Source organism: Streptomyces sp. NPDC005070 (assembly GCF_053600395.1).
In genome coordinates this window covers 14,061-30,675 of record NZ_JBSFZS010000046.1, presented here as the reverse complement: position 1 = coordinate 30,675, position 16,615 = coordinate 14,061, and the positions used below count along the sequence as shown (strand labels likewise).

Genomic DNA, 16,615 nt, shown 5'->3' with positions numbered 1-16,615 from the left:
CTCCGGCGGGCGCGCGCGTCGGACGTGTTCAGCGATCGTGGACGGTGACCCGTTCCGACTCGGGCTTCGCCACTGTCTGGTCGGTCTGGTCGGACCGGGCGACGACGAGGGACTCGCGCTGTCGCCGTGTGCGCAGGCCGGGCAGGGTGATCAGCAGGCCTGCCAGGGCGATGCCGGTCACCACCATCAGGCCGGTGCGGTAGCTGTCGAGGACGTCCTGGGGCGAGGACCCCGCGGAGGAACTCGCGGTGACGACGGCCGTGACGACCGCGAGGAAGATCGCGCCGCCGACCTGTACGGAGGTGTTGAGCAGGCCCGAGACCATGCCCTGCTCGTGGTCGTCGACGCCGTTGGTCGCCTGGATGTTGAGGGACGGGAAGACGAGGGCGCAGGCGGCGCCGATCAGCAGCATGGTGGGCAGGATGAGCGTCGCGTAGACGGGGTCGAGGTCGACGCGAAGGAAGAGCGCGTACCCGGCGACCATCAGGGCGAAGCCCGCCGCGATGAGCCGGGGTGTGCCGAACCGGTCGACGACGGCCCCCACCTTCGTGGAGGACAGGGCGACCAGCGCGCCGGCCGGCAGGAAGGCGAGCGCGGTGTGCAGGGCCGACCAGCCGAGCAGCGACTGCATGTACAGCGTGACGAGGAACTGGAAGCCGACGTACGAGCCGAAGAACGCCATCGCGCCGAGCTGGGCCCGGACCTGGCTGCCGGAGCGCAGCACGCCGAGCCGGATCAGCGGGCTCGGGCTGCGCCGCTCGATGCCGGCGAACACGGTGAGCAGCACGGCGACGGTGAGGAAGGACAGCAGGGTCCGGGCCGATCCCCAGCCGGCTTCGGGCGCCTGGACGACGGTGAAGACGAGCAGCAGCATCGAGGCGGTGCCGATGACGGCGCCCGGGATGTCGTAACCCCCGTGGCTCTTCTCGCGTTCGCTGCGCGGGATGAGTTTCAGGCCGACGAACAGGGCGACGACGGCGATGGGGGCGGGAAGCAGCATGGTCAGCCGCCAGCTCGCCTCGGTGAGCAGCCCCGACAGGACCAGGCCCATGGAGAATCCGGTGGCCGCGCAGGTGGTGTAGATCGAGAGCGCGCGATTGCGCAGCGGACCCTCGGCGAACGTCGTGGTGATGATCGACAGGCCCGCGGGCGCGGTGAACGCGGCGCTCAGACCCTTGATGAAACGGCTGGCGATCAGCAGCGGGCCCGAGTCGACGAGACCGCCGAGCAGCGAGGCGAGCGCGAAGACGGCGAGGGCCACGAGGAAGACCTGGCGGCGGCCCAGCAGGTCGGCGGTGCGTCCGCCGAGGAGCAGCAGTCCGCCGTATCCCAGGATGTAGCCGCTGACGACCCATTGGAGCGTCGAGGTGGAGAGGTCGAGTTCGGAGCCGATGGACGGCAGTGCCACGCCGACCATCGACACGTCCAGCGCGTCCAGGAACATCGCGGCGCAGAGCACGAGCAGGGTGCCCCACAGCCGGGGAGTCCAGCGTCCCGGCACGGGGTGGGTGAGCGGAGAGGTCATAGATCCGACAGTACATGCACATGCATTCAATGTAAGCGCATTTAATTACGACGCAACAAAGTCGATTCTTTGCTACGGTGCGGGCATGGCTGCCGAGAATGCCGAGCAAGGGCTCGTGGACCAGTGGCGCGGCATCCTGACGGTGCACGCCCGCACCCTGTGTGAACTCGACCGCGAGCTGCATCCGCACGGTCTGGGAGCCAGTGACTTCGAGGTCCTCGACCTGCTGACGGCGGGCACCGCGACGGACGGCGGCCCCAGCTTCCGCGTCCAGGAGATCTCCGAGCGCGTCCATCTCAGCCAGAGCGCCCTGTCCCGGCTGATCGGACGCCTGGAGAAGGACGGCCTCGTGACGCGCGGAATGTGCGCCGAGGACCGGCGGGGCGTGCGTGTGTGCGTCACGCCGAAGGGGCGCGAACTGCACGGCGAGGTACTGCCGTTGCAGCGTGCGGTCCTGGCCCGGATGCTGGCGGGCGACCCGGCGGTGTGCGGGGACTGACCGGGCTGCCCGGTGTGCGGTCCACCGCCCGGACCCGGAGGCCCGGTCGGCGGAGGCGGCCCTCAGCTCCAGGTGATGGCGGACCTCTCCCGCCACAGCGTGGCGAGTGAGGCGTCACCCGTCACGGTCGGGAACGGGGCGCGGTTCCACAGGGCCAGGTAGAGACCCGCGGCCGGTCCCGCCAACTCGCAGTCCACGTCCACGTCCGCGTTCTGGTCGGTGTCGGGGTGCGGGTGACCGCCGCGCTCGGCGAGCGGTGGTTCGGACGACAGGCGTACGGTCCACACGGCGTCCGTGCGGTCCGTGGCGCGCACGCGCAGCACACGGGGTTCCTCGGTGCGGACCCTGCTCCTGTCCCGGCCGTGGAATCCGCGCAGCAACTCGTCGATCCCGTCGACCGCGAAGTCCGGCTGGACGGCGGTGGGTTCTCCGCCGAGCGCCGACTCGGCGTCGACCCGGTGCACGGTGGTCTCGTGCGCCTGACGGCGTGCCCAGAAGGCCAGGGGCGAGGGTGCCGGCAGGAAGCTCCAGCACCGCACGTCCGGTGAGGCGTCGGTCAGGGTGTCCACGAGCCGGCGGTGCCCGTCGCGGAACCAGGTCAGCAACGCGTCGTGGTCCAGCTCCGGCAGGCCGCCGTCGGGGTGGTACGAGGTGTGCCCCTCGGCGACGAACGCGGTGGCCCAGCGGTGGACCATGCCCGTGTGCCGCACCAGATCCCTGACCTGCCAGCCGGCACAGGTCGCGACCTCGGCGTCGACGCCCGCCTTCTCCGCGGCCGTGGCCAGCGACCGGCCCTCCCGGTCCAGGGTTTCCACGAACTCCCGAATCTCCATGCCGAGAAGTGTGCCGGACGCGGGCGCCTCGCGCGGAGGGCGGGGCCGAAGTGCGGGGGAGGGGAGCCGACTTCAGCGTGCCGGAACGGGACCTCGACCCTGACGGCGCCTGCCCGCCCCTGTCGGCCCTGGAAGCCCGTCGCCTGCCCGCGCCCGTCGGCCTGGCGGCTGCCCGCCCCCGTCGGCCATGGCGGCCCGGCGCCTGCCCGCTTTCGTCGGCTCACTGGGGCGCGGCGCGTCCTCACCCCCGTCGGTGGCCGCGCCTCCCAGCCCCCCCGTCAACCCACGGCGGCGCGGCGTGTCGCGAAGCCGATCAGGGCGGCCACGGCCGCCAGTGCCGCCACGCTGGTGAGCGCCGTCGGCAGGGAGTACCCGTCGGCCATGAACCCGATCACGGGCGGCCCGATCAGCAGACCCCCGTACCCGAGCGTGGAGGCGACCGCGACACCGTTCGCTCCGGCGAGCGCACCGGCCCGGTCGACCGCCACAGGGAAGGCGTTGGCGAGGCCGAGCCCGGTGATGGCGAAGCCGAGGAACGTCGCCCAGACGGAAGGCGCGAGGGAACCGAGCAGCATCCCGAGCGAGGCCGTCGCGCCGCCCATGACCAACGTGCGGGTGCGGCCCAGCCGTTCGAGGAGTGCCGTCCCGCTCAGCCGGCCGATCGTCATGGCGAGGGCGAAGCAGGAGTAGCCGACGGCGGCGGTCCCCGGGCGGGCGTCCAGGTCCTGCTGCAGATGCAGCGCGCTCCAGTCCGCGAGAGCGCCCTCACCGTACGAGGTGCACAGAGCGATCAGCCCGAAGACCACCACCAGGCCGCGCGTGCGGGAGTCGAGACGGCGTCGCCGCTCGGGCGCGTCACCCCGGGGGCGGTCCGGTGACACCGGGACGTCCTCGCGCAGCAGCGCGTGTCCCGCGACGCCGGTCACGAGCAGGCCGATGACGGCGATGCCGAGCAGATGGCGGGCCGGTGACAGATACCCGGCGACCAGCCCGCCGAGAGCCGCTCCGAGCATGCCGCCCAGACTGTAGGCCGCGTGGAAACTGGGCATCACGGGGCGTCGTAGCGCGGCCACGAGATCGACGGCCGCGCTGTTCATGGCGACGTTGATGCCGCCGTAGCCCACGCCGAAGATCAGCAGGAACAGTCCGAGCAGCGGTACCGAGTGGGCGAGCGGGGGCAGGACGATGCTCAAGGACAGCAGCACCGCGCAGGCCACGGTCACCGGGTGACTGCCGAACCGCCGGCACAGGCGTCCCGTCAGCATCATGGTGATCACGGCTCCGGCGGAGACGCCGAGAAGGGCGAGGCCGAGAGTGCCGGCGGAGGCGCCGGTCTGGTGCTTGATGGCGGGGATACGGGCGACCCACCCGGCGAAGACGAAGCCGTCCAGGGCGAAGAAGGCGGTGAGGGTGATACGGAGTCGGGTGAGGGAACGATCCGGCACGACACTGTGCGGAACGGTTTTGTTTATTAGCGACACAAACTCACGTTAGACGGCTGCCACGCTCGGGGCAAGGGGGAGTGGCGGGGCGGGATGCGAGGGGTCGCGATGGTACGAATGCGCTGGTGGAGGCCGAAGGGAACCCCGCTCGGGCCCTCGTCGCGCTCCGGTCGAGCCGCTCTGGGCCCGTGTGGGCGGGGCGAGGTGCTCGGTGCCGCCGCCGGTACCGGGCCGGCCGTTGTTGCGGGTGCTGGAGACGTACGGCGCGGCTAGCGTTGAGGAGCGCGCTCGACGACTGAGGAGGCGTTCCGCGCCCGACAGCGTGGTCGTGAGGGCCGGTCCCGACGGAAAAGGAGCGTGGTCGGCGTGGCCCGGAATCGCCGGTTGATCCTGAGCCCGCCCTCCGGAGTCTGGGGCCTGCTGTCCGACGGCCACCGCTACGGGGAATGGGTCTCGGGAACCCGACAAGTCATCGCGGTGGACCCGCACTGGCCTGAAGTGGGTGCCCGCCTGCAGGTCCGAGTCGGCGTCGGCTCTCTGGTCCTCGACGACGTCTGTGTCGTACGCATCTGTGAGCCGCCACGCCGTCTGGAGCTGGAAGCGAAGGCGGGTCCCTTCGGCGCGGCCCGTATCGCCATGAACTTGATCCCCTGGGGCGAGAACACTCTGTTCGTTCTCGACTGGCATCCCCTGCGAGGACCGGGCATCCGGATGCACGGACTCCCCGTGGACTACGTCGTCTCGATCCGCAACGGCATGATGCTGACGAAGCTGGCCCGGATCGCGGTGGGCGAGCATCGAGGCGGCGTCGGTGGCGCCCTACAGCCACGTTCCGTCGCGCATGACGACTCTCCCGCGTAGGTCCGGCTCGGGGTGACCGGCTTCGATGCTCGCGGTGGACGACCGCTGAGGGCCGCCATCCGCGGTGCGGGTGGCGGCCCTCAGGCCGATACGGGAGGAGCCCCGGGTGGATCCGGGCTCAGACCGCCGGAGCCGGGAAGGTCGGGTACTCCACGCCCGAGACGTGCTGGACGACGCGGATGACCTGGCAGGAGTAGCCGAACTCGTTGTCGTACCAGAGGTAGAGGATCGCGTTGTCGTCCTCGACCTTGGTGGCGCCGGCGTCGACGATCGAGGCGTGGCGCGAGCCGATGAAGTCGCTGGACACCGCGTCGGGGGCGCTGATGAAGTCGATCTGCCGCTTGAGCGGCGAGGTCAGCGAGACGTTGCGGAGGTAGTCGAGGACCTCCTCACGGGTGGTCGCGCGGCCCAGGCGCAGGCTGAGGATCGCGATCGAGACGTCCGGCACCGGAACACGGATCGAGCTGCCGGTGATGGGCGCCTTGAGGTCGGGCAGCGCCTTGGCGACCGCGGAGGCGGCACCCGTCTCGGTGATGACCATGTTGAGCGGCGCGGAGCGGCCACGGCGGTCGGAGCTGTGGTAATTGTCCAGCAGGTTCTGGTCGTTGGTGAACGAGTGGACGGTCTCCACGTGACCACGCAGAACGCCGTACTCCTCGGCCATCGCCTTGAGCGGCGGCACGATCGCGTTGGTGGTGCAGGAGGCGCAGGACAGGATCTGCTCGTCCGGCTTGATCGTGTCGTGGTTGACGCCGTGCACGATGTTCGGGACGTCGCCCTTGCCCGGAGCCGTCAGGACGACCTTGTCGATCCCGGGGCGCAGGTGGTTCGACAGACCCTCGCGGTCGCGCCACTTGCCGGTGTTGTCGACGAGGATGGCGTCCTTGATGCCGTACGCGGTGTAGTCGATCTCGGACGGGTCGTTGGCGTAGATGACCTTGATCTCGTTGCCGTTGGCGATGATCGTGCTGTTCGCCTCGTCGACGGTGATCGTGCCCTGGAACTGACCGTGGATGGAGTCGCGGCGCAGCAGCGAGGCGCGCTTGACGATGTCCTGGTCGCCGCCCTGGCGCACGACGATGGCGCGCAGGCGAAGGCCGTTGCCGGAGCCGGTCTTCTCGATGAGCAGCCGGGCGAGCAGACGGCCGATGCGGCCGAAGCCGTAAAGGACGACGTCACGGCCCTCGCGGCGCTCGATCTTGTTCTCGCCGGTGGCCCCCGCGACCGCCTCGGCGGTGAACTCCTCGACGGACAGCCCGCGGCCGTCGGCGGCGTACGTCGCGGCGAGCATGCCGATGTCGATCTGGGACGGGCCGAGATCGAGCGTGGTGAGGGTCTGGAGGAACGGAAGCGTGTCGGTGACCGAGAGCTCCTCGCCGGCGATCTGCCGGGCGAAGCGGTGGGTCTTGAGAATGCTCACCACCGACTTGTTCACCAGGGAGCGGCTGTGCAGGAGAACGGTGACGTCCTGCTCCCGGTGCAGCCTCCCGATGATGGGGATCATCGACTCCGCGATCTCTTCGCGGGTCTTCCAGTTGGTGAACGCGTCGTCGTTGACAGTCACAGGAATCATCTTTCGAGCTAGGTGGCGCTCATATGGTAACCGGCTCCTGTTTCTGGCGTTCATGCGGTGTCCACTCGTGGGGAGGTCGACGTCCGCCGGGGCGTCGTGGCAGGGGAATCGGGGGCGGTCGGGTCCCGCCCCGCGAGCCGGGTCGCGCCCCCGCGAGCCGGGCCACGCCCCCGAAAGCCGGGTCCTTCAGGCGCGGGCGGTCGTCCGGTTGAAGTACCGGACCGTCATACGGCCATGACCTCGATGCCGGCTTCCTCGAACCGTCCGATCGTCTCGGGTCCCGCCGCTGCGTCCGTGACGAGGGTGTTCACCGACTCGGCCGCGCAGATGCGGGCGAACGCGCGCTGCCCCAGTTTGCTGGAGTCGGCGGCGACGATCACGCGCTCGGCCCGCTCGCACAGCAGGCGGTTGATCGCCGCCTCCGCCTCGTCGTGGGCGGCGGCGCCGTGCGTGGCGTCGAACGCGACCACGCCGAGCACCGCGACGTCCAGGGTGATCTGCTTGAGGACGGCATCCGCGAGCGGTCCGATCAGCTCGTACGACTGCGGCCGGGCGACCCCGCCGGTCGTGACGATCTTGAACTGGGGGCGTACGGCGAGCTCGTTCGCGATGTTGAGCGCGTTCGTGACCACGGTCAGCGCGGGGGAGCCCGACGCCAGGTCCGGGCGTACGGCGAGAGCGCGGGCCACCTCGGTCGTCGTGGTGCCGCCGGTGAGACCCACCGCCTCGCCGGGGGTGATCAGGCCGGCGACCGCCTTCGCGATGCGCTGTTTCTCCGAGGCGTGACGGGCGGTCTTGTAACGCAGGGGCAGTTCGTACGAGACGCCGTGCACGACCGCGCCGCCCCGGGTGCGCACGAGCATCTGCTGCTCGGCGAGCTGGTCGAAGTCACGCCGGATCGTCGCCGCTGAGACCTCCAGCCGCGCCGCGGCCTCCTCGACGTCCAGACGGCCCCGCTCCACGAGCAGTTCCAGCAGCGCCTTCCACCGGGCGTCCCGCGACATCGGCGCTCTCCATTCCTCGCTCCTCCGCGACCTTAACGCACCTCATCCGCGCTCAGATGCTTGATTGTGCTCGAAACCTCGCTATATCTTGCAGAAATGAGCATCGGTGGGAGGGGTAAGCCATGACGTATGTCGAAGACGAACTGAACAGCCAGCCCGAGTGCTGGATCCGCGCCGCCGACGAGGCGGCCGCGCACGCGGCCGCGCTGCCGGCGCCCGGGGAGCGCGTCGCGATCGTGGGATGCGGCACCTCGTTCTTCGTGGCGCAGGCCGCGGCCGCGCTCCGCGAACAGTCCGGGCAGGGGGAGACGGACGCATTCGCCGCCTCGGAGTTCCCCGCGGGCCGCTCGTACGATCGCGTGGTCGCCCTGACGCGCTCAGGGACGACCACCGAAGTGCTCGAACTGCTCGGCCGGCTGCGCGGACGGACCCGTACGACCGCGGTCACCGCCGATCCGGACACGCCCGTGATGAAGTCCGCGGACGACGTCGTCGTGCTCGGCTTCGCCGACGAACGGTCCGTCGTGCAGACCCGGTTCGCGACGACCGCGCTCACCCTGCTCCGCGCCCACCTCGGCCTCCACCGCGAGGCCGTCGTCGCGGACGCGCGCACCGCACTCGACACCCCGCTGCCCCAAGGGCTCGTCGACTGCTCGCAGTTCACCTTCCTCGGCCGCGGATGGACCGTCGGGCTCGCCAACGAGGCCGGGCTCAAGATGCGGGAGGCGTCCCTCGCCTGGACCGAGGCCTACCCCGCCATGGAGTACCGGCACGGCCCCATCAGCATCACGACCCGGGGGACCGCCACCTGGATGCTCGGCGAAGCGCCCGAGGGGCTCGCCGAACAGGTCCGCGGGACCGGTGGGCTGTGGGTCGACGGGGGCCTCGACCCGCTCGCCGAACTCGTCCGCGCCCAGCGCCTCGCCGTCGCCGTCGCCGCGGCGCGCGGCCTCGATCCCGACCAGCCCCGCCACCTCACCCGCTCGGTGATTCTCGAAGGCTGAACCGGCTGCACTCTCGGCACTCGCTGAAGCCGCCGTAGTCGCGGAACCGCCGTAGCCGCCGAGCCCTTGAGGCCGCCGGTGCCGCCGAAGCCATCGCTCCGGCTCGATCCCCCATGGAACAGGAGGAGTTGTGCCCCTCGCAGCAACCGGAGAACTGGTCGCCCGGGCCGCCGAGGACCGGACCGCCGTCGCCGCCTTCAACGTCATCACCCTGGAACACATCGAGGCCGTCATAGCGGGGGCGGAGTCGGCGGGCGCGCCCGTGGTCCTCCAAGTCAGCGAGAACGCGGTCAAGTTCCGCCACGGGAGGCTGCTGCCGCTGGCCCGTGCCGCGACCGCCGCCGCCGAACGGGCCTCCGTGCCCGTCGCCCTGCACCTCGATCACGTACAGAGCGACGGTCTGCTGCGCCAGGCGCCCGGTGCCGGGTTCAGCTCCGTCATGTACGACGCCTCGTGCCTGCCGTACGAGGAGAACCTCGCGGCGACCCGCGCCGCCGCCGACTGGGTGCACGCCCAAGGCCTCTGGATCGAGGCGGAGTTGGGGGAGATCGGTGGCAAGAGCGGCGAACCCGCGCGGGACGCGCACGCGCCGGGTGCCCGTACCGACCCCGTGGAGGCCCGCGCCTTCGTGGCCGACTCCGGCGTGGACGCCCTGGCCGTGGCGATCGGCAGCTCGCACGCCATGACCACCCGGACCGCGGCCCTCGACCACGACCTCCTCAAACGCCTTGCCGCCGCGCTCGACGTCCCCCTCGTCCTGCACGGTTCCTCCGGGGTGCCCGACGGAGAGCTCCGGGCGGCCGTCGAAGGCGGTATCGCCAAGGTCAACATCGGCACCGCGCTGAACATCGCGATGACGGGCGCCGTACGGGAGTTCCTCACCGCCAGCCCCGACGCCGTGGACTCACGGAAGTACCTGGGTGTGGGGCGCGAGGCGATGGCGCGGACGGTGGCGGAGCTCATCGCCGTGCTGCGAGGGTGAGTGTCCTTGTGCCGCGTGGAGTGAGCCGCCGCGGGCATGAACGCCCTGTGCTGCGGGTCTGAGCGCCCTCCAGATACCGCTACAGCCGGATATGCGCCCCAAAAGCGACCGCCCGCCGCGCACCGAGGCGGGCGGAAGCCGTTTTCCACGCATGTGCTTTTGCACCGACGGCAGTTCGAGCGGGTGACAAGGTGGCTAGGGTGAACGACTATGAGGAGGCCGAAAGGGCACGGCAGGCTCGCGGGTGAACCTTCGCCCCGGAGGCCACCCGGGCACGCGTCCGGATGCCCCCATGAACGCGGGGAGCAGGGGTTTGCGGTGTTTTCGGGGCAGGGCCGGCACCGGGCCGGGCGCAGGACGGAGAAGGCCTTGAGCGGTCAACTTCTGGCCGGTATCGGTAGGTCGGCGCCCGAGGTCGGGGCGTACACCCCGGTGAACAGGGCGATCTCCGCAACCGGCCCGCACCGCGGCGCGCATCGGGGCGTGCGCCCTCGCCGCGGTGACCGTCGGGGACTCCGCCCGCGCGTGCCTCTGGGCCCGCTGTGAACGGACTGATCTACTACCTGGCCGCCGCCGTCCTCTGGATGGGACTCGCCGCCCAGCTTCCCGACCTGCGACGGCACCGCGAAGACCCGCTCAAGCGGTCGTTCTGCGCCGTCATCCTGCTGTCGGGACTCTGCTTCGTGCTCGGCGCGCCGCCGACCGTCATTCTCGTCAACAGCGTTACGGGCATACCGAACATGGCGGCACCGCTGACCTACGGCGCGGTGACCGCCTTCGGCGCGGCCTCGCTCATCCTCATCGTGCACTGGCGGGGCAACGACCCCGTCCAGGTGCGGCGCACGTCGCGGGCCTGGCTGTTCAGCTACCTGGGAGTGATCGCCGCCGAGGGCGTGCTGTTCTCGCTGGGCGACGCCCCGGTCGAGCGCCGGGCCGACTTCGACACCTACTACGCCTCGACGCCGTTCATCCGGGAGATGATCGTGCTGTACCTGGTGGCGCACATGGTGGCCGCGGTGACGACGACCCTGCTGTGCTGGAGCTGGATACGGAAGGTGAAACGCTGGACCCGGGGCTCGTTGGTCCTGCTCGTACTGGGCTGGCTGTTCACCAGCGCCTACGGCGTCGTCAAGTCCGTCGCGCTGACAGCTCATTGGCTCGGACACCGCTGGGACAGCCTCAGCACCAGCGTCGCACCGCTGGTGGCCGTCGGCTCCTGTCTCGCCTCGGCCGGCTACATCCTTCCCCTCGTCGGCCCGCGCATCGATTCGGCCGTCACGTTCGTACGGCTGCGTCCGCTGTTCCGGCTGCTGGCGGGGCCGACCAGCCGCCGGCGCTGCGTCACCGCGCTCTCGTGGCGGATGATCGGCGACGTCGAACTGCGGCTCACGACAAGGGAGACCGCCATCCGCGACGGCCTCAAACGGCTCGCCGGACAGCTCGACGACCAAGTGCGCAGCCATGCCTGCCGGGACGCGCTGGCCGCCGGATCCTCGGCGGCGGAGGCCGAGATGATCGGGATGGCCGCGATGGTCGCCGTGGCCGCTCTCGCCGAGGCGCCGACTCCCCTGGCGGAGACCGGCACCATCGGCATCTCGGTGGGTGACGTCGACGTGGTGGTCTCGGTCGGCGCGCGCGTACGACGGCCGGCCGGCGGTTCGCGGTCGTTGGACACCGGGCAGCCGTCCCTGCTGAGCCTGTCCAAGGCGGTGCGCACACCGATCGTCGACGCCGCGATCCAGTCCCGCAGAACCGCGGTTCGGCAGCCGTCCTGACCGCGTCCGGCGCGGTGGCCCGCGCAACGGCCGCCCCCGCGCGCTCGTACGACGGCAGGACGGAAGCCCGGAGCGTGAACGGCCGGGACCCACGCCGAACGGCCGGGACCCGCGCCCGTACCGCGCCCACCGCCGTCACACGGCGAGCGGGCCCACGGAGTCGACGAAGGCGCTCTCCTCGAACGTCAGCGGAGGTCCGGCCGGCGGCTCCGCGACGGGGCCCTTCAAGGTGGCCATGAGCAGCTCGCCGTGCACGAGACGGCTCGTGTCGGCCTGGAGCGTGAGGACCTTGCACCTGGCCGCGGACACGGCGTACGAGGTGGTCGCCACCCGGGCCATCCGGCCCATGTACTGGCTGATCAGCCGGTCGGAGAGCGTCGGAGCCCTGCCGACGACCTCCGGGAACCACTGGTCCTGCGACGTGCTCACCGTGTAGGCGGCCGAGACGGACCTGGCGGCCGCCCGCTGGACGTCACGGGCGAAGCCCGGAGCTGTGACATCCATCTGCCGCAACTGTCTGCTCAGCGCCTGGGCGCCCAGGGCCGCGACCGACATGCCCTGGCCGTGGACGGGGTTGAAGGTGGCGACGGCGTCACCGAGCACCACCAGGCCCTCGGGCATGGCCGCCTTCTCGAAATCGCGGCGTCTGTTGCGGGTGCTGCGGCTGAGGAACACCTCGCCGAGCGGCTCGGCGGCCGAGATGAGCCGGCCGATCAGCGGGTGGCGCAGGCTGAGGGCGAAGTCGGTGAACGCTTCCGGACGGGGGCCGGGTTCGCCGCCGCGGGTGCCCGCGAGCGTGACCAGCCAGCGGCCGTCCTCGATCGGCACCAGCGTCCCGGAACGCCCGGGACGGGACGTGGCCGGGTCGGCCTCGATCTGGGTCAGCGGGAAGTCCTCGGCGCCCCTCGGGACGCGGAAGACCCGGCTGGCGCAGACGAGCCCCGAGTCGACCTCGTCGGTCGGTATGTCCGTCACGCCGAGCGCTTCGAGCCAGTGCTCGGCACGTGAACCCCGTCCGCTCGCGTCGACGACGAGGTCGGCGCGCAGGTCCTCCTCGAGGCCTTCGGAGAGGACACGGACACCGGTGACGCGTTCCGCGGTACCCAGCAGGGACAGCGCCTCGGCCCGGCGGACCCGGACGGGAGTGGTGCCGAGGACCGCGTCACGCAGGGTCCAGTCGAGCAGGTCACGGCTGCAGCAGGTGAGCAGCAGGTCCTCGGTCACGGTCGGCCAGCGTCCGTACCAGCCCTGCGGGCCGAAACCCAGCATGTCGGTCATGGACTGCTCGCGCGCTCCCGCGGCGAGCAGGCGGCCGTGCACGTTCGCCACCGGAAGGAGTTCCCGGATCGCGTCGCGTCCGCTCGGCAGCAGGATGTGGGCGTGCCGTGCCTGCGGGATCCGCTTGCGCGGGGACGGTCTGTCGGGCAGTTCGTCCCGCTCCAGGACGATCACCTCGTCCATGGACCGGAACAGGGCAGCGGCGGCGAGCATGCCGGCCAGGCTCCCGCCGATGACGACAGCGCGGCGCGACATGGTTCCCCCAGGTGTCCGTGGTGATCGGCATCACTCTACGGTCGTACGCGCGACTGTCCAGGGGTGATCAAAAAGTGAGCGGAATGTGCCCTTGGCGAGGAGCGCGGGCATCTCTCCCGGGTCGGTCGGCGCCGGCCGGCCTACTGCCCGGCATCCTTCTTCACGGCCCGGAGAATCACGAATTTGGCGTCGCCCGCGACCAGTTCACTGTTGCCGAAGAGCCGGCGCAGCTTCAGGTGGTAGCCGAGATGGCGATTGCCGATCACCCACAGCTCGCCGCCCGGCCGCAGTGCGCGCCGGGCGTCCGCGAACATCCGCCAGGCGGTCGTGTCCGTCATCGCCTGATGGGAGTGGAACGGGGGATTGTTCAGGACGAGGTCGACACTCCCGGACGACACGCCCTCCAGCCCGTCGGCGACACGGAACTCGGCCTTCCCGCCGGCGTTCGCCCGGTAGGTCGCCTCCGCCGAGGCCACCGCCTGGTACGACTCGTCGGCGAACAGCACCTCGGCCTCGGGATTGGCGAGCGCCACGGCCGTACCGAGCACGCCGTTGCCGCAGCCCAGGTCCACGACCCGCTCGGCGCCCCGGCTGCGCGGCAGGTGCCCCAGGAAGAAGCGGGTGCCGACGTCGAGGCGGTCGGCGCAGAAGACACCCGCGTGGTTGACGACCGTGCGGCCGGAGACCGGGCCGACGTCGTCGGGCAGCTCGTAGCGGTACGGCCAGGGGTTGGCCTTCCGGGCGATCCCCTGGAGCGGTGTGCAGAAGATCAGGCGGGCCTTCTTCTCGGCCAGCGACGTACGGGTCGGACCGAGGATCCGCTCGAAGAGGTGCAGCGTCGAGGTGTGGATCTCCTTGACCATCCCGGTGCCGATGACGACCGTCTGCTCGTGCACCCCGGGCGCCAGCCGGTGAAGCTGGTCCTCCAGCAGGGCGAGGCTCTTCGGCACCCGCACGAGCAGTACGTCGATCCGCTCGGGAGGCGGGTCCTGGGTCGTGAGGAGACGGACCGCGGACTCCTCGGCGTCGGCCCGCGCGAGGTTGGCGCGGGTCGACTCCCAGGCCAGGTGCGAGTCGGTGATCAGCGTCGGCCGCCGCGCCGACAACGCGGTGGTGAGGGCGCCCCACCGGTCGCCGAGGACGACGACCGAACCCGTCAGCGGGGTGCCGCTCTCCGCGAGATGCCGCAGCAGATAGGTGTCGGCGGCGTCCCAGGCACGCAGCCGGTCGCGCGGGTCCTCGGGAAAGCGAGCGAGTTCGTACTCGCCCCAGGGTGTCGTCATCCGGTCGTTCATGGTGGGTCCAGGCTAAGGGACCGGGACCGTGTGACGTGCGCGAGGATGGGGGCATGTCGATGGACGCGGAGCTGTTCCCGCGTGGCAGGACGGAGATCGCGCCCGGCGCCGTGCACCTCCCGGACTGGCTGGACGCCGGACGTCAGCGGCACCTGCTGGAAGCCTGTCGCGGGTGGGCCCGTCCGCCGGCGGGCCTGCGTACCGTCCGCACCCCCGGCGGCGGCACGATGACCGCGCGGCAGGTCTGTCTGGGCTGGCACTGGTACCCGTACGGCTACGCGCGGACCGTGGTCGACGGCGACGGTTCGCCGGTGAAGCCCTTCCCCGGCCCCCTCGGCGAGCTGGCCCGCGAGGCGGTCACGGACGCCCTCGGCCCCGGTGCTCCCGGCGCGGATCCGTCCGCCGAGTACGACATCGCGCTGATCAACTTCTACGACGCCGAGGCCCGGATGGGCATGCACCGCGACAGCGACGAATCGTGCGACGCCTCGGTCGTGTCGCTGAGCCTGGGCGACACCTGTGTCTTCCGTTTCGGCAACACGGAGTCCCGGACGCGGCCGTACACCGACGTCGAGCTGCGCAGCGGCGACCTCTTCGTGTTCGGCGGCCCGTCACGGCTCGCGTACCACGGAGTGCCGAAGGTGTACGCGGGCACGGCTCCCCCCGAGTTGGGTCTGACCGGGCGGCTGAACCTCACGATCCGGGCGAGCGGCTTCCCGCCGGAGCCCGCCCGATAGCCGCGGACGCCGTCGTGGCGGTGCGGCGGCCGCCGCGACCGGGCGGGCCCCGCGGGAGCGGATCATGGGAGACTCGCCCTCATGAACGGCAAGGCGGCCCCCCGGACGGCGGGGGATGGCAGTACACGGACACGGCTCGACCGGGGGCGCGGAGCACTCGGACCGGCGCTGGAACTTGTGCACACCGGGCGCGCGCCGACGCGTGCCGTGCTCACCGCCGAGCTGGGCGTCACCCGGGCGACCGCGGGCGCGGTGGCCGCCGAGCTGGAGGCGCTGGGACTGATCCGGGTCGACGCGCGGCCCGGTGCCGCCGCCGGTTCGCAGGGGCGGCCCTCGCACCGGCTGGAGCTCGCCGACGACGGGCCCGTCGCGCTGGCCGCGCAGGTGCACGCCGACGGGTTCCGCGCCGCGCTGGTCGGCCTCGGCGGCCGGATCGTCGCGACCGCCCCCGGCTGCGAGACCGTGGACGCCGATCCGGCGAAGGTGCTCGGCTCGGTCGTCGACGCGGGCGCCGAACTGCTCCGTGAGACCGGGCGCCGCTGTGTGGGCGCCGGGCTCGCCGTGCCGTCGGCCGTCACCGAACCCGAAGGGCTCGCGCTCAACCCCCTGCACCTGGCCTGGCCCGCCGGCGCCGCCGTACGGGAGATCTTCGCCGAGCGGGTGCGCGCCGCCGGGATCGAAGGGCCGGCGTTCGCCGCCAACGACGTCAACCTCGCCGCCCTCGCGGAGCACCGGCACGGAGCGGGCCGGGGCGCCCGCGATCTGCTGTGCGTGGCCACCGGACACCGGGGCGTCGGCGGTGCCCTGGTGCTCGACGGGCGTCTGCACACCGGCAGTTCGGGACTCGCCCTCGAAGTCGGCCATCTCACGGTCAACCCCGAGGGCCGCCCCTGTCACTGCGGAAGCCGCGGCTGTCTCGATGTCGAGGCCGACCCGCTGGCCTTCCTCACCGCGGCCGGCCGGGCCCCCGGACCCGAGGTGTCGCTGCTCCAGCAGTCCAACGAGCTGATCCGCGACGAGAGCGCCGATCCGGCCGTCCGTACAGCGATCGAGGCGATGATCGACCGTCTGGGCCTCGGCCTCGCGGGTCTCGTCAACATTCTCAATCCGGACCGCATCATCCTCGGCGGACTGCACCGCACCCTGCTGGACGCCGACCCCGACCGGCTGCGCGCCGTCGTCGCCGACCGCAGCCTGTGGGGACGGAGCGGCGGGGTACCGATCCTCGCCTGCACGCTGGACCACAACAGCCTGGTCGGCGCGGCCGAGTTGGCCTGGCAGCCGGTGCTGGACGACCCGCTGACGGCGCTGCCCGTCTGACCCTCGGGAGCGCCGGGGGACGCCGAGCGTGCCCGATCGGCCCGGGGAGCCGACGCGCGAAGCAGCCCGGCGAGCCCGGCGTACTCCCGGGGAGCCGACGCGCGAAGCAGCCCGCCGGGCCCGCCGTACTCCCGGGGAGGTACGCGCACGGCCGCTGGCCGTACGACGACGCGGACCCCCTCGCGGAGCGAGTCTCGAAACATCACCAAGAGATCCCGCGCAGACGCGTGGT

At 71.6% G+C, this 16,615-nt stretch carries 14 protein-coding genes; 7 read left to right on the top strand and 7 right to left on the bottom strand.

Translation table 11 applies throughout. The features are described 5' to 3' along the window. Positions 1–28: 28 nt before the first annotated feature. A complete protein-coding gene (locus ACWEBX_RS17865; RefSeq protein WP_451885783.1) occupies positions 29–1,525 on the bottom strand; it encodes an MFS transporter in 1,497 nt (498 codons plus the stop codon). An 85-nt stretch (positions 1,526–1,610) separates the two neighbouring features. On the opposite strand from ACWEBX_RS17865, the gene ACWEBX_RS17860 reads away from it, so the two are divergent. Continuing rightward, positions 1,611–2,024 carry a MarR family winged helix-turn-helix transcriptional regulator gene (locus ACWEBX_RS17860; protein WP_451885782.1) on the top strand — a complete coding sequence of 138 codons (414 nt, stop codon included), beginning with the start codon at positions 1,611–1,613 and terminating at the stop codon, positions 2,022–2,024. A 62-nt stretch (positions 2,025–2,086) separates the two neighbouring features. On the opposite strand, the gene ACWEBX_RS17855 is transcribed toward ACWEBX_RS17860, so the two are convergent. Both ACWEBX_RS17855 and ACWEBX_RS17850 read right to left on the bottom strand, forming a co-directional pair. Continuing rightward, complete coding sequence (locus ACWEBX_RS17855) at positions 2,087–2,857, bottom strand: maleylpyruvate isomerase family mycothiol-dependent enzyme (RefSeq protein ID WP_451885781.1); 771 nt, start codon at positions 2,855–2,857, stop codon at positions 2,087–2,089. A 278-nt stretch (positions 2,858–3,135) separates the two neighbouring features. Then, positions 3,136–4,302, bottom strand: coding sequence for an MFS transporter (locus ACWEBX_RS17850; RefSeq protein WP_451885780.1), 1,167 nt, complete (start codon positions 4,300–4,302; stop codon positions 3,136–3,138). A gap of 363 nt (positions 4,303–4,665) precedes the next feature. Between ACWEBX_RS17850 and ACWEBX_RS17845 the strand changes: the two genes are divergently transcribed. After that, positions 4,666–5,160 carry an SRPBCC family protein gene (locus tag ACWEBX_RS17845; protein WP_451885779.1) on the top strand — a complete coding sequence of 165 codons (495 nt, stop codon included), beginning with the start codon at positions 4,666–4,668 and terminating at the stop codon, positions 5,158–5,160. Between the two features lie 118 nt (positions 5,161–5,278). Here the strand turns inward: ACWEBX_RS17845 and ACWEBX_RS17840 are convergent, their stop codons facing one another. Next, positions 5,279–6,724: a glyceraldehyde-3-phosphate dehydrogenase gene (locus ACWEBX_RS17840; protein WP_451885778.1), complete on the bottom strand. Its 1,446-nt coding sequence runs from the start codon at positions 6,722–6,724 to the stop codon at positions 5,279–5,281. A 233-nt stretch (positions 6,725–6,957) separates the two neighbouring features. Then, positions 6,958–7,737 carry a DeoR/GlpR family DNA-binding transcription regulator gene (locus ACWEBX_RS17835; protein ID WP_451885777.1) on the bottom strand — a complete coding sequence of 260 codons (780 nt, stop codon included), beginning with the start codon at positions 7,735–7,737 and terminating at the stop codon, positions 6,958–6,960. 122 nt (positions 7,738–7,859) lie between these two features. On the opposite strand from ACWEBX_RS17835, the gene ACWEBX_RS17830 reads away from it, so the two are divergent. The 3 genes from ACWEBX_RS17830 to ACWEBX_RS17820 all read left to right on the top strand — a co-directional run bounded on the left by ACWEBX_RS17830 (position 7,860) and on the right by ACWEBX_RS17820 (position 11,498). Further along, on the top strand, positions 7,860–8,741 hold the full coding sequence (locus ACWEBX_RS17830; protein ID WP_451885776.1) for an SIS domain-containing protein: 882 nt from the start codon (positions 7,860–7,862) through the stop codon (positions 8,739–8,741). Between the two features lie 130 nt (positions 8,742–8,871). After that, positions 8,872–9,723 (top strand): class II fructose-bisphosphate aldolase, encoded by an 852-nt coding sequence (locus ACWEBX_RS17825; protein ID WP_451885775.1) that lies wholly within the window; start codon positions 8,872–8,874, stop codon positions 9,721–9,723. A 542-nt stretch (positions 9,724–10,265) separates the two neighbouring features. After that, complete coding sequence (locus tag ACWEBX_RS17820) at positions 10,266–11,498, top strand: MAB_1171c family putative transporter (RefSeq protein WP_451885774.1); 1,233 nt, start codon at positions 10,266–10,268, stop codon at positions 11,496–11,498. Between the two features lie 135 nt (positions 11,499–11,633). On the opposite strand, the gene ACWEBX_RS17815 is transcribed toward ACWEBX_RS17820, so the two are convergent. Together ACWEBX_RS17815 and ACWEBX_RS17810 are read right to left on the bottom strand one after the other, a co-directional pair. After that, complete coding sequence (locus tag ACWEBX_RS17815) at positions 11,634–13,031, bottom strand: NAD(P)/FAD-dependent oxidoreductase (protein ID WP_451885773.1); 1,398 nt, start codon at positions 13,029–13,031, stop codon at positions 11,634–11,636. A 140-nt stretch (positions 13,032–13,171) separates the two neighbouring features. Further along, positions 13,172–14,326: a methyltransferase gene (locus ACWEBX_RS17810; RefSeq protein ID WP_451885772.1), complete on the bottom strand. Its 1,155-nt coding sequence runs from the start codon at positions 14,324–14,326 to the stop codon at positions 13,172–13,174. 59 nt (positions 14,327–14,385) lie between these two features. Between ACWEBX_RS17810 and ACWEBX_RS17805 the strand changes: the two genes are divergently transcribed. Together ACWEBX_RS17805 and ACWEBX_RS17800 are read left to right on the top strand one after the other, a co-directional pair. Beyond that, positions 14,386–15,063, top strand: a complete 678-nt coding sequence (locus ACWEBX_RS17805) for an alpha-ketoglutarate-dependent dioxygenase AlkB family protein (RefSeq protein ID WP_451885810.1) — start codon at positions 14,386–14,388, stop codon at positions 15,061–15,063. An 81-nt stretch (positions 15,064–15,144) separates the two neighbouring features. Further along, complete coding sequence (locus ACWEBX_RS17800; RefSeq protein WP_451885771.1) at positions 15,145–16,383, top strand: ROK family protein; 1,239 nt, start codon at positions 15,145–15,147, stop codon at positions 16,381–16,383. The last annotated feature ends 232 nt before the right edge of the window (positions 16,384–16,615 follow it).

Excerpts from the sequence above, each read along its gene's own strand:
- ACWEBX_RS17865 (WP_451885783.1), bottom strand. The coding sequence starts at position 1,525 with ATGACCTCTCCGCTCACCCACCCCGTGCCGGGACGCTGGACTCCCCGG.
- ACWEBX_RS17860 (WP_451885782.1), top strand. The coding sequence starts at position 1,611 with ATGGCTGCCGAGAATGCCGAGCAAGGGCTCGTGGACCAGTGGCGCGGC.
- ACWEBX_RS17855 (WP_451885781.1), bottom strand. The coding sequence starts at position 2,857 with ATGGAGATTCGGGAGTTCGTGGAAACCCTGGACCGGGAGGGCCGGTCG.
- ACWEBX_RS17835 (WP_451885777.1), bottom strand. The coding sequence starts at position 7,737 with ATGTCGCGGGACGCCCGGTGGAAGGCGCTGCTGGAACTGCTCGTGGAG.
- ACWEBX_RS17830 (WP_451885776.1), top strand. The coding sequence starts at position 7,860 with ATGACGTATGTCGAAGACGAACTGAACAGCCAGCCCGAGTGCTGGATC.
- ACWEBX_RS17815 (WP_451885773.1), bottom strand. The coding sequence starts at position 13,031 with ATGTCGCGCCGCGCTGTCGTCATCGGCGGGAGCCTGGCCGGCATGCTC.
- ACWEBX_RS17810 (WP_451885772.1), bottom strand. The coding sequence starts at position 14,326 with ATGAACGACCGGATGACGACACCCTGGGGCGAGTACGAACTCGCTCGC.
- ACWEBX_RS17805 (WP_451885810.1), top strand. The coding sequence starts at position 14,386 with ATGGACGCGGAGCTGTTCCCGCGTGGCAGGACGGAGATCGCGCCCGGC.
- ACWEBX_RS17800 (WP_451885771.1), top strand. The coding sequence starts at position 15,145 with ATGAACGGCAAGGCGGCCCCCCGGACGGCGGGGGATGGCAGTACACGG.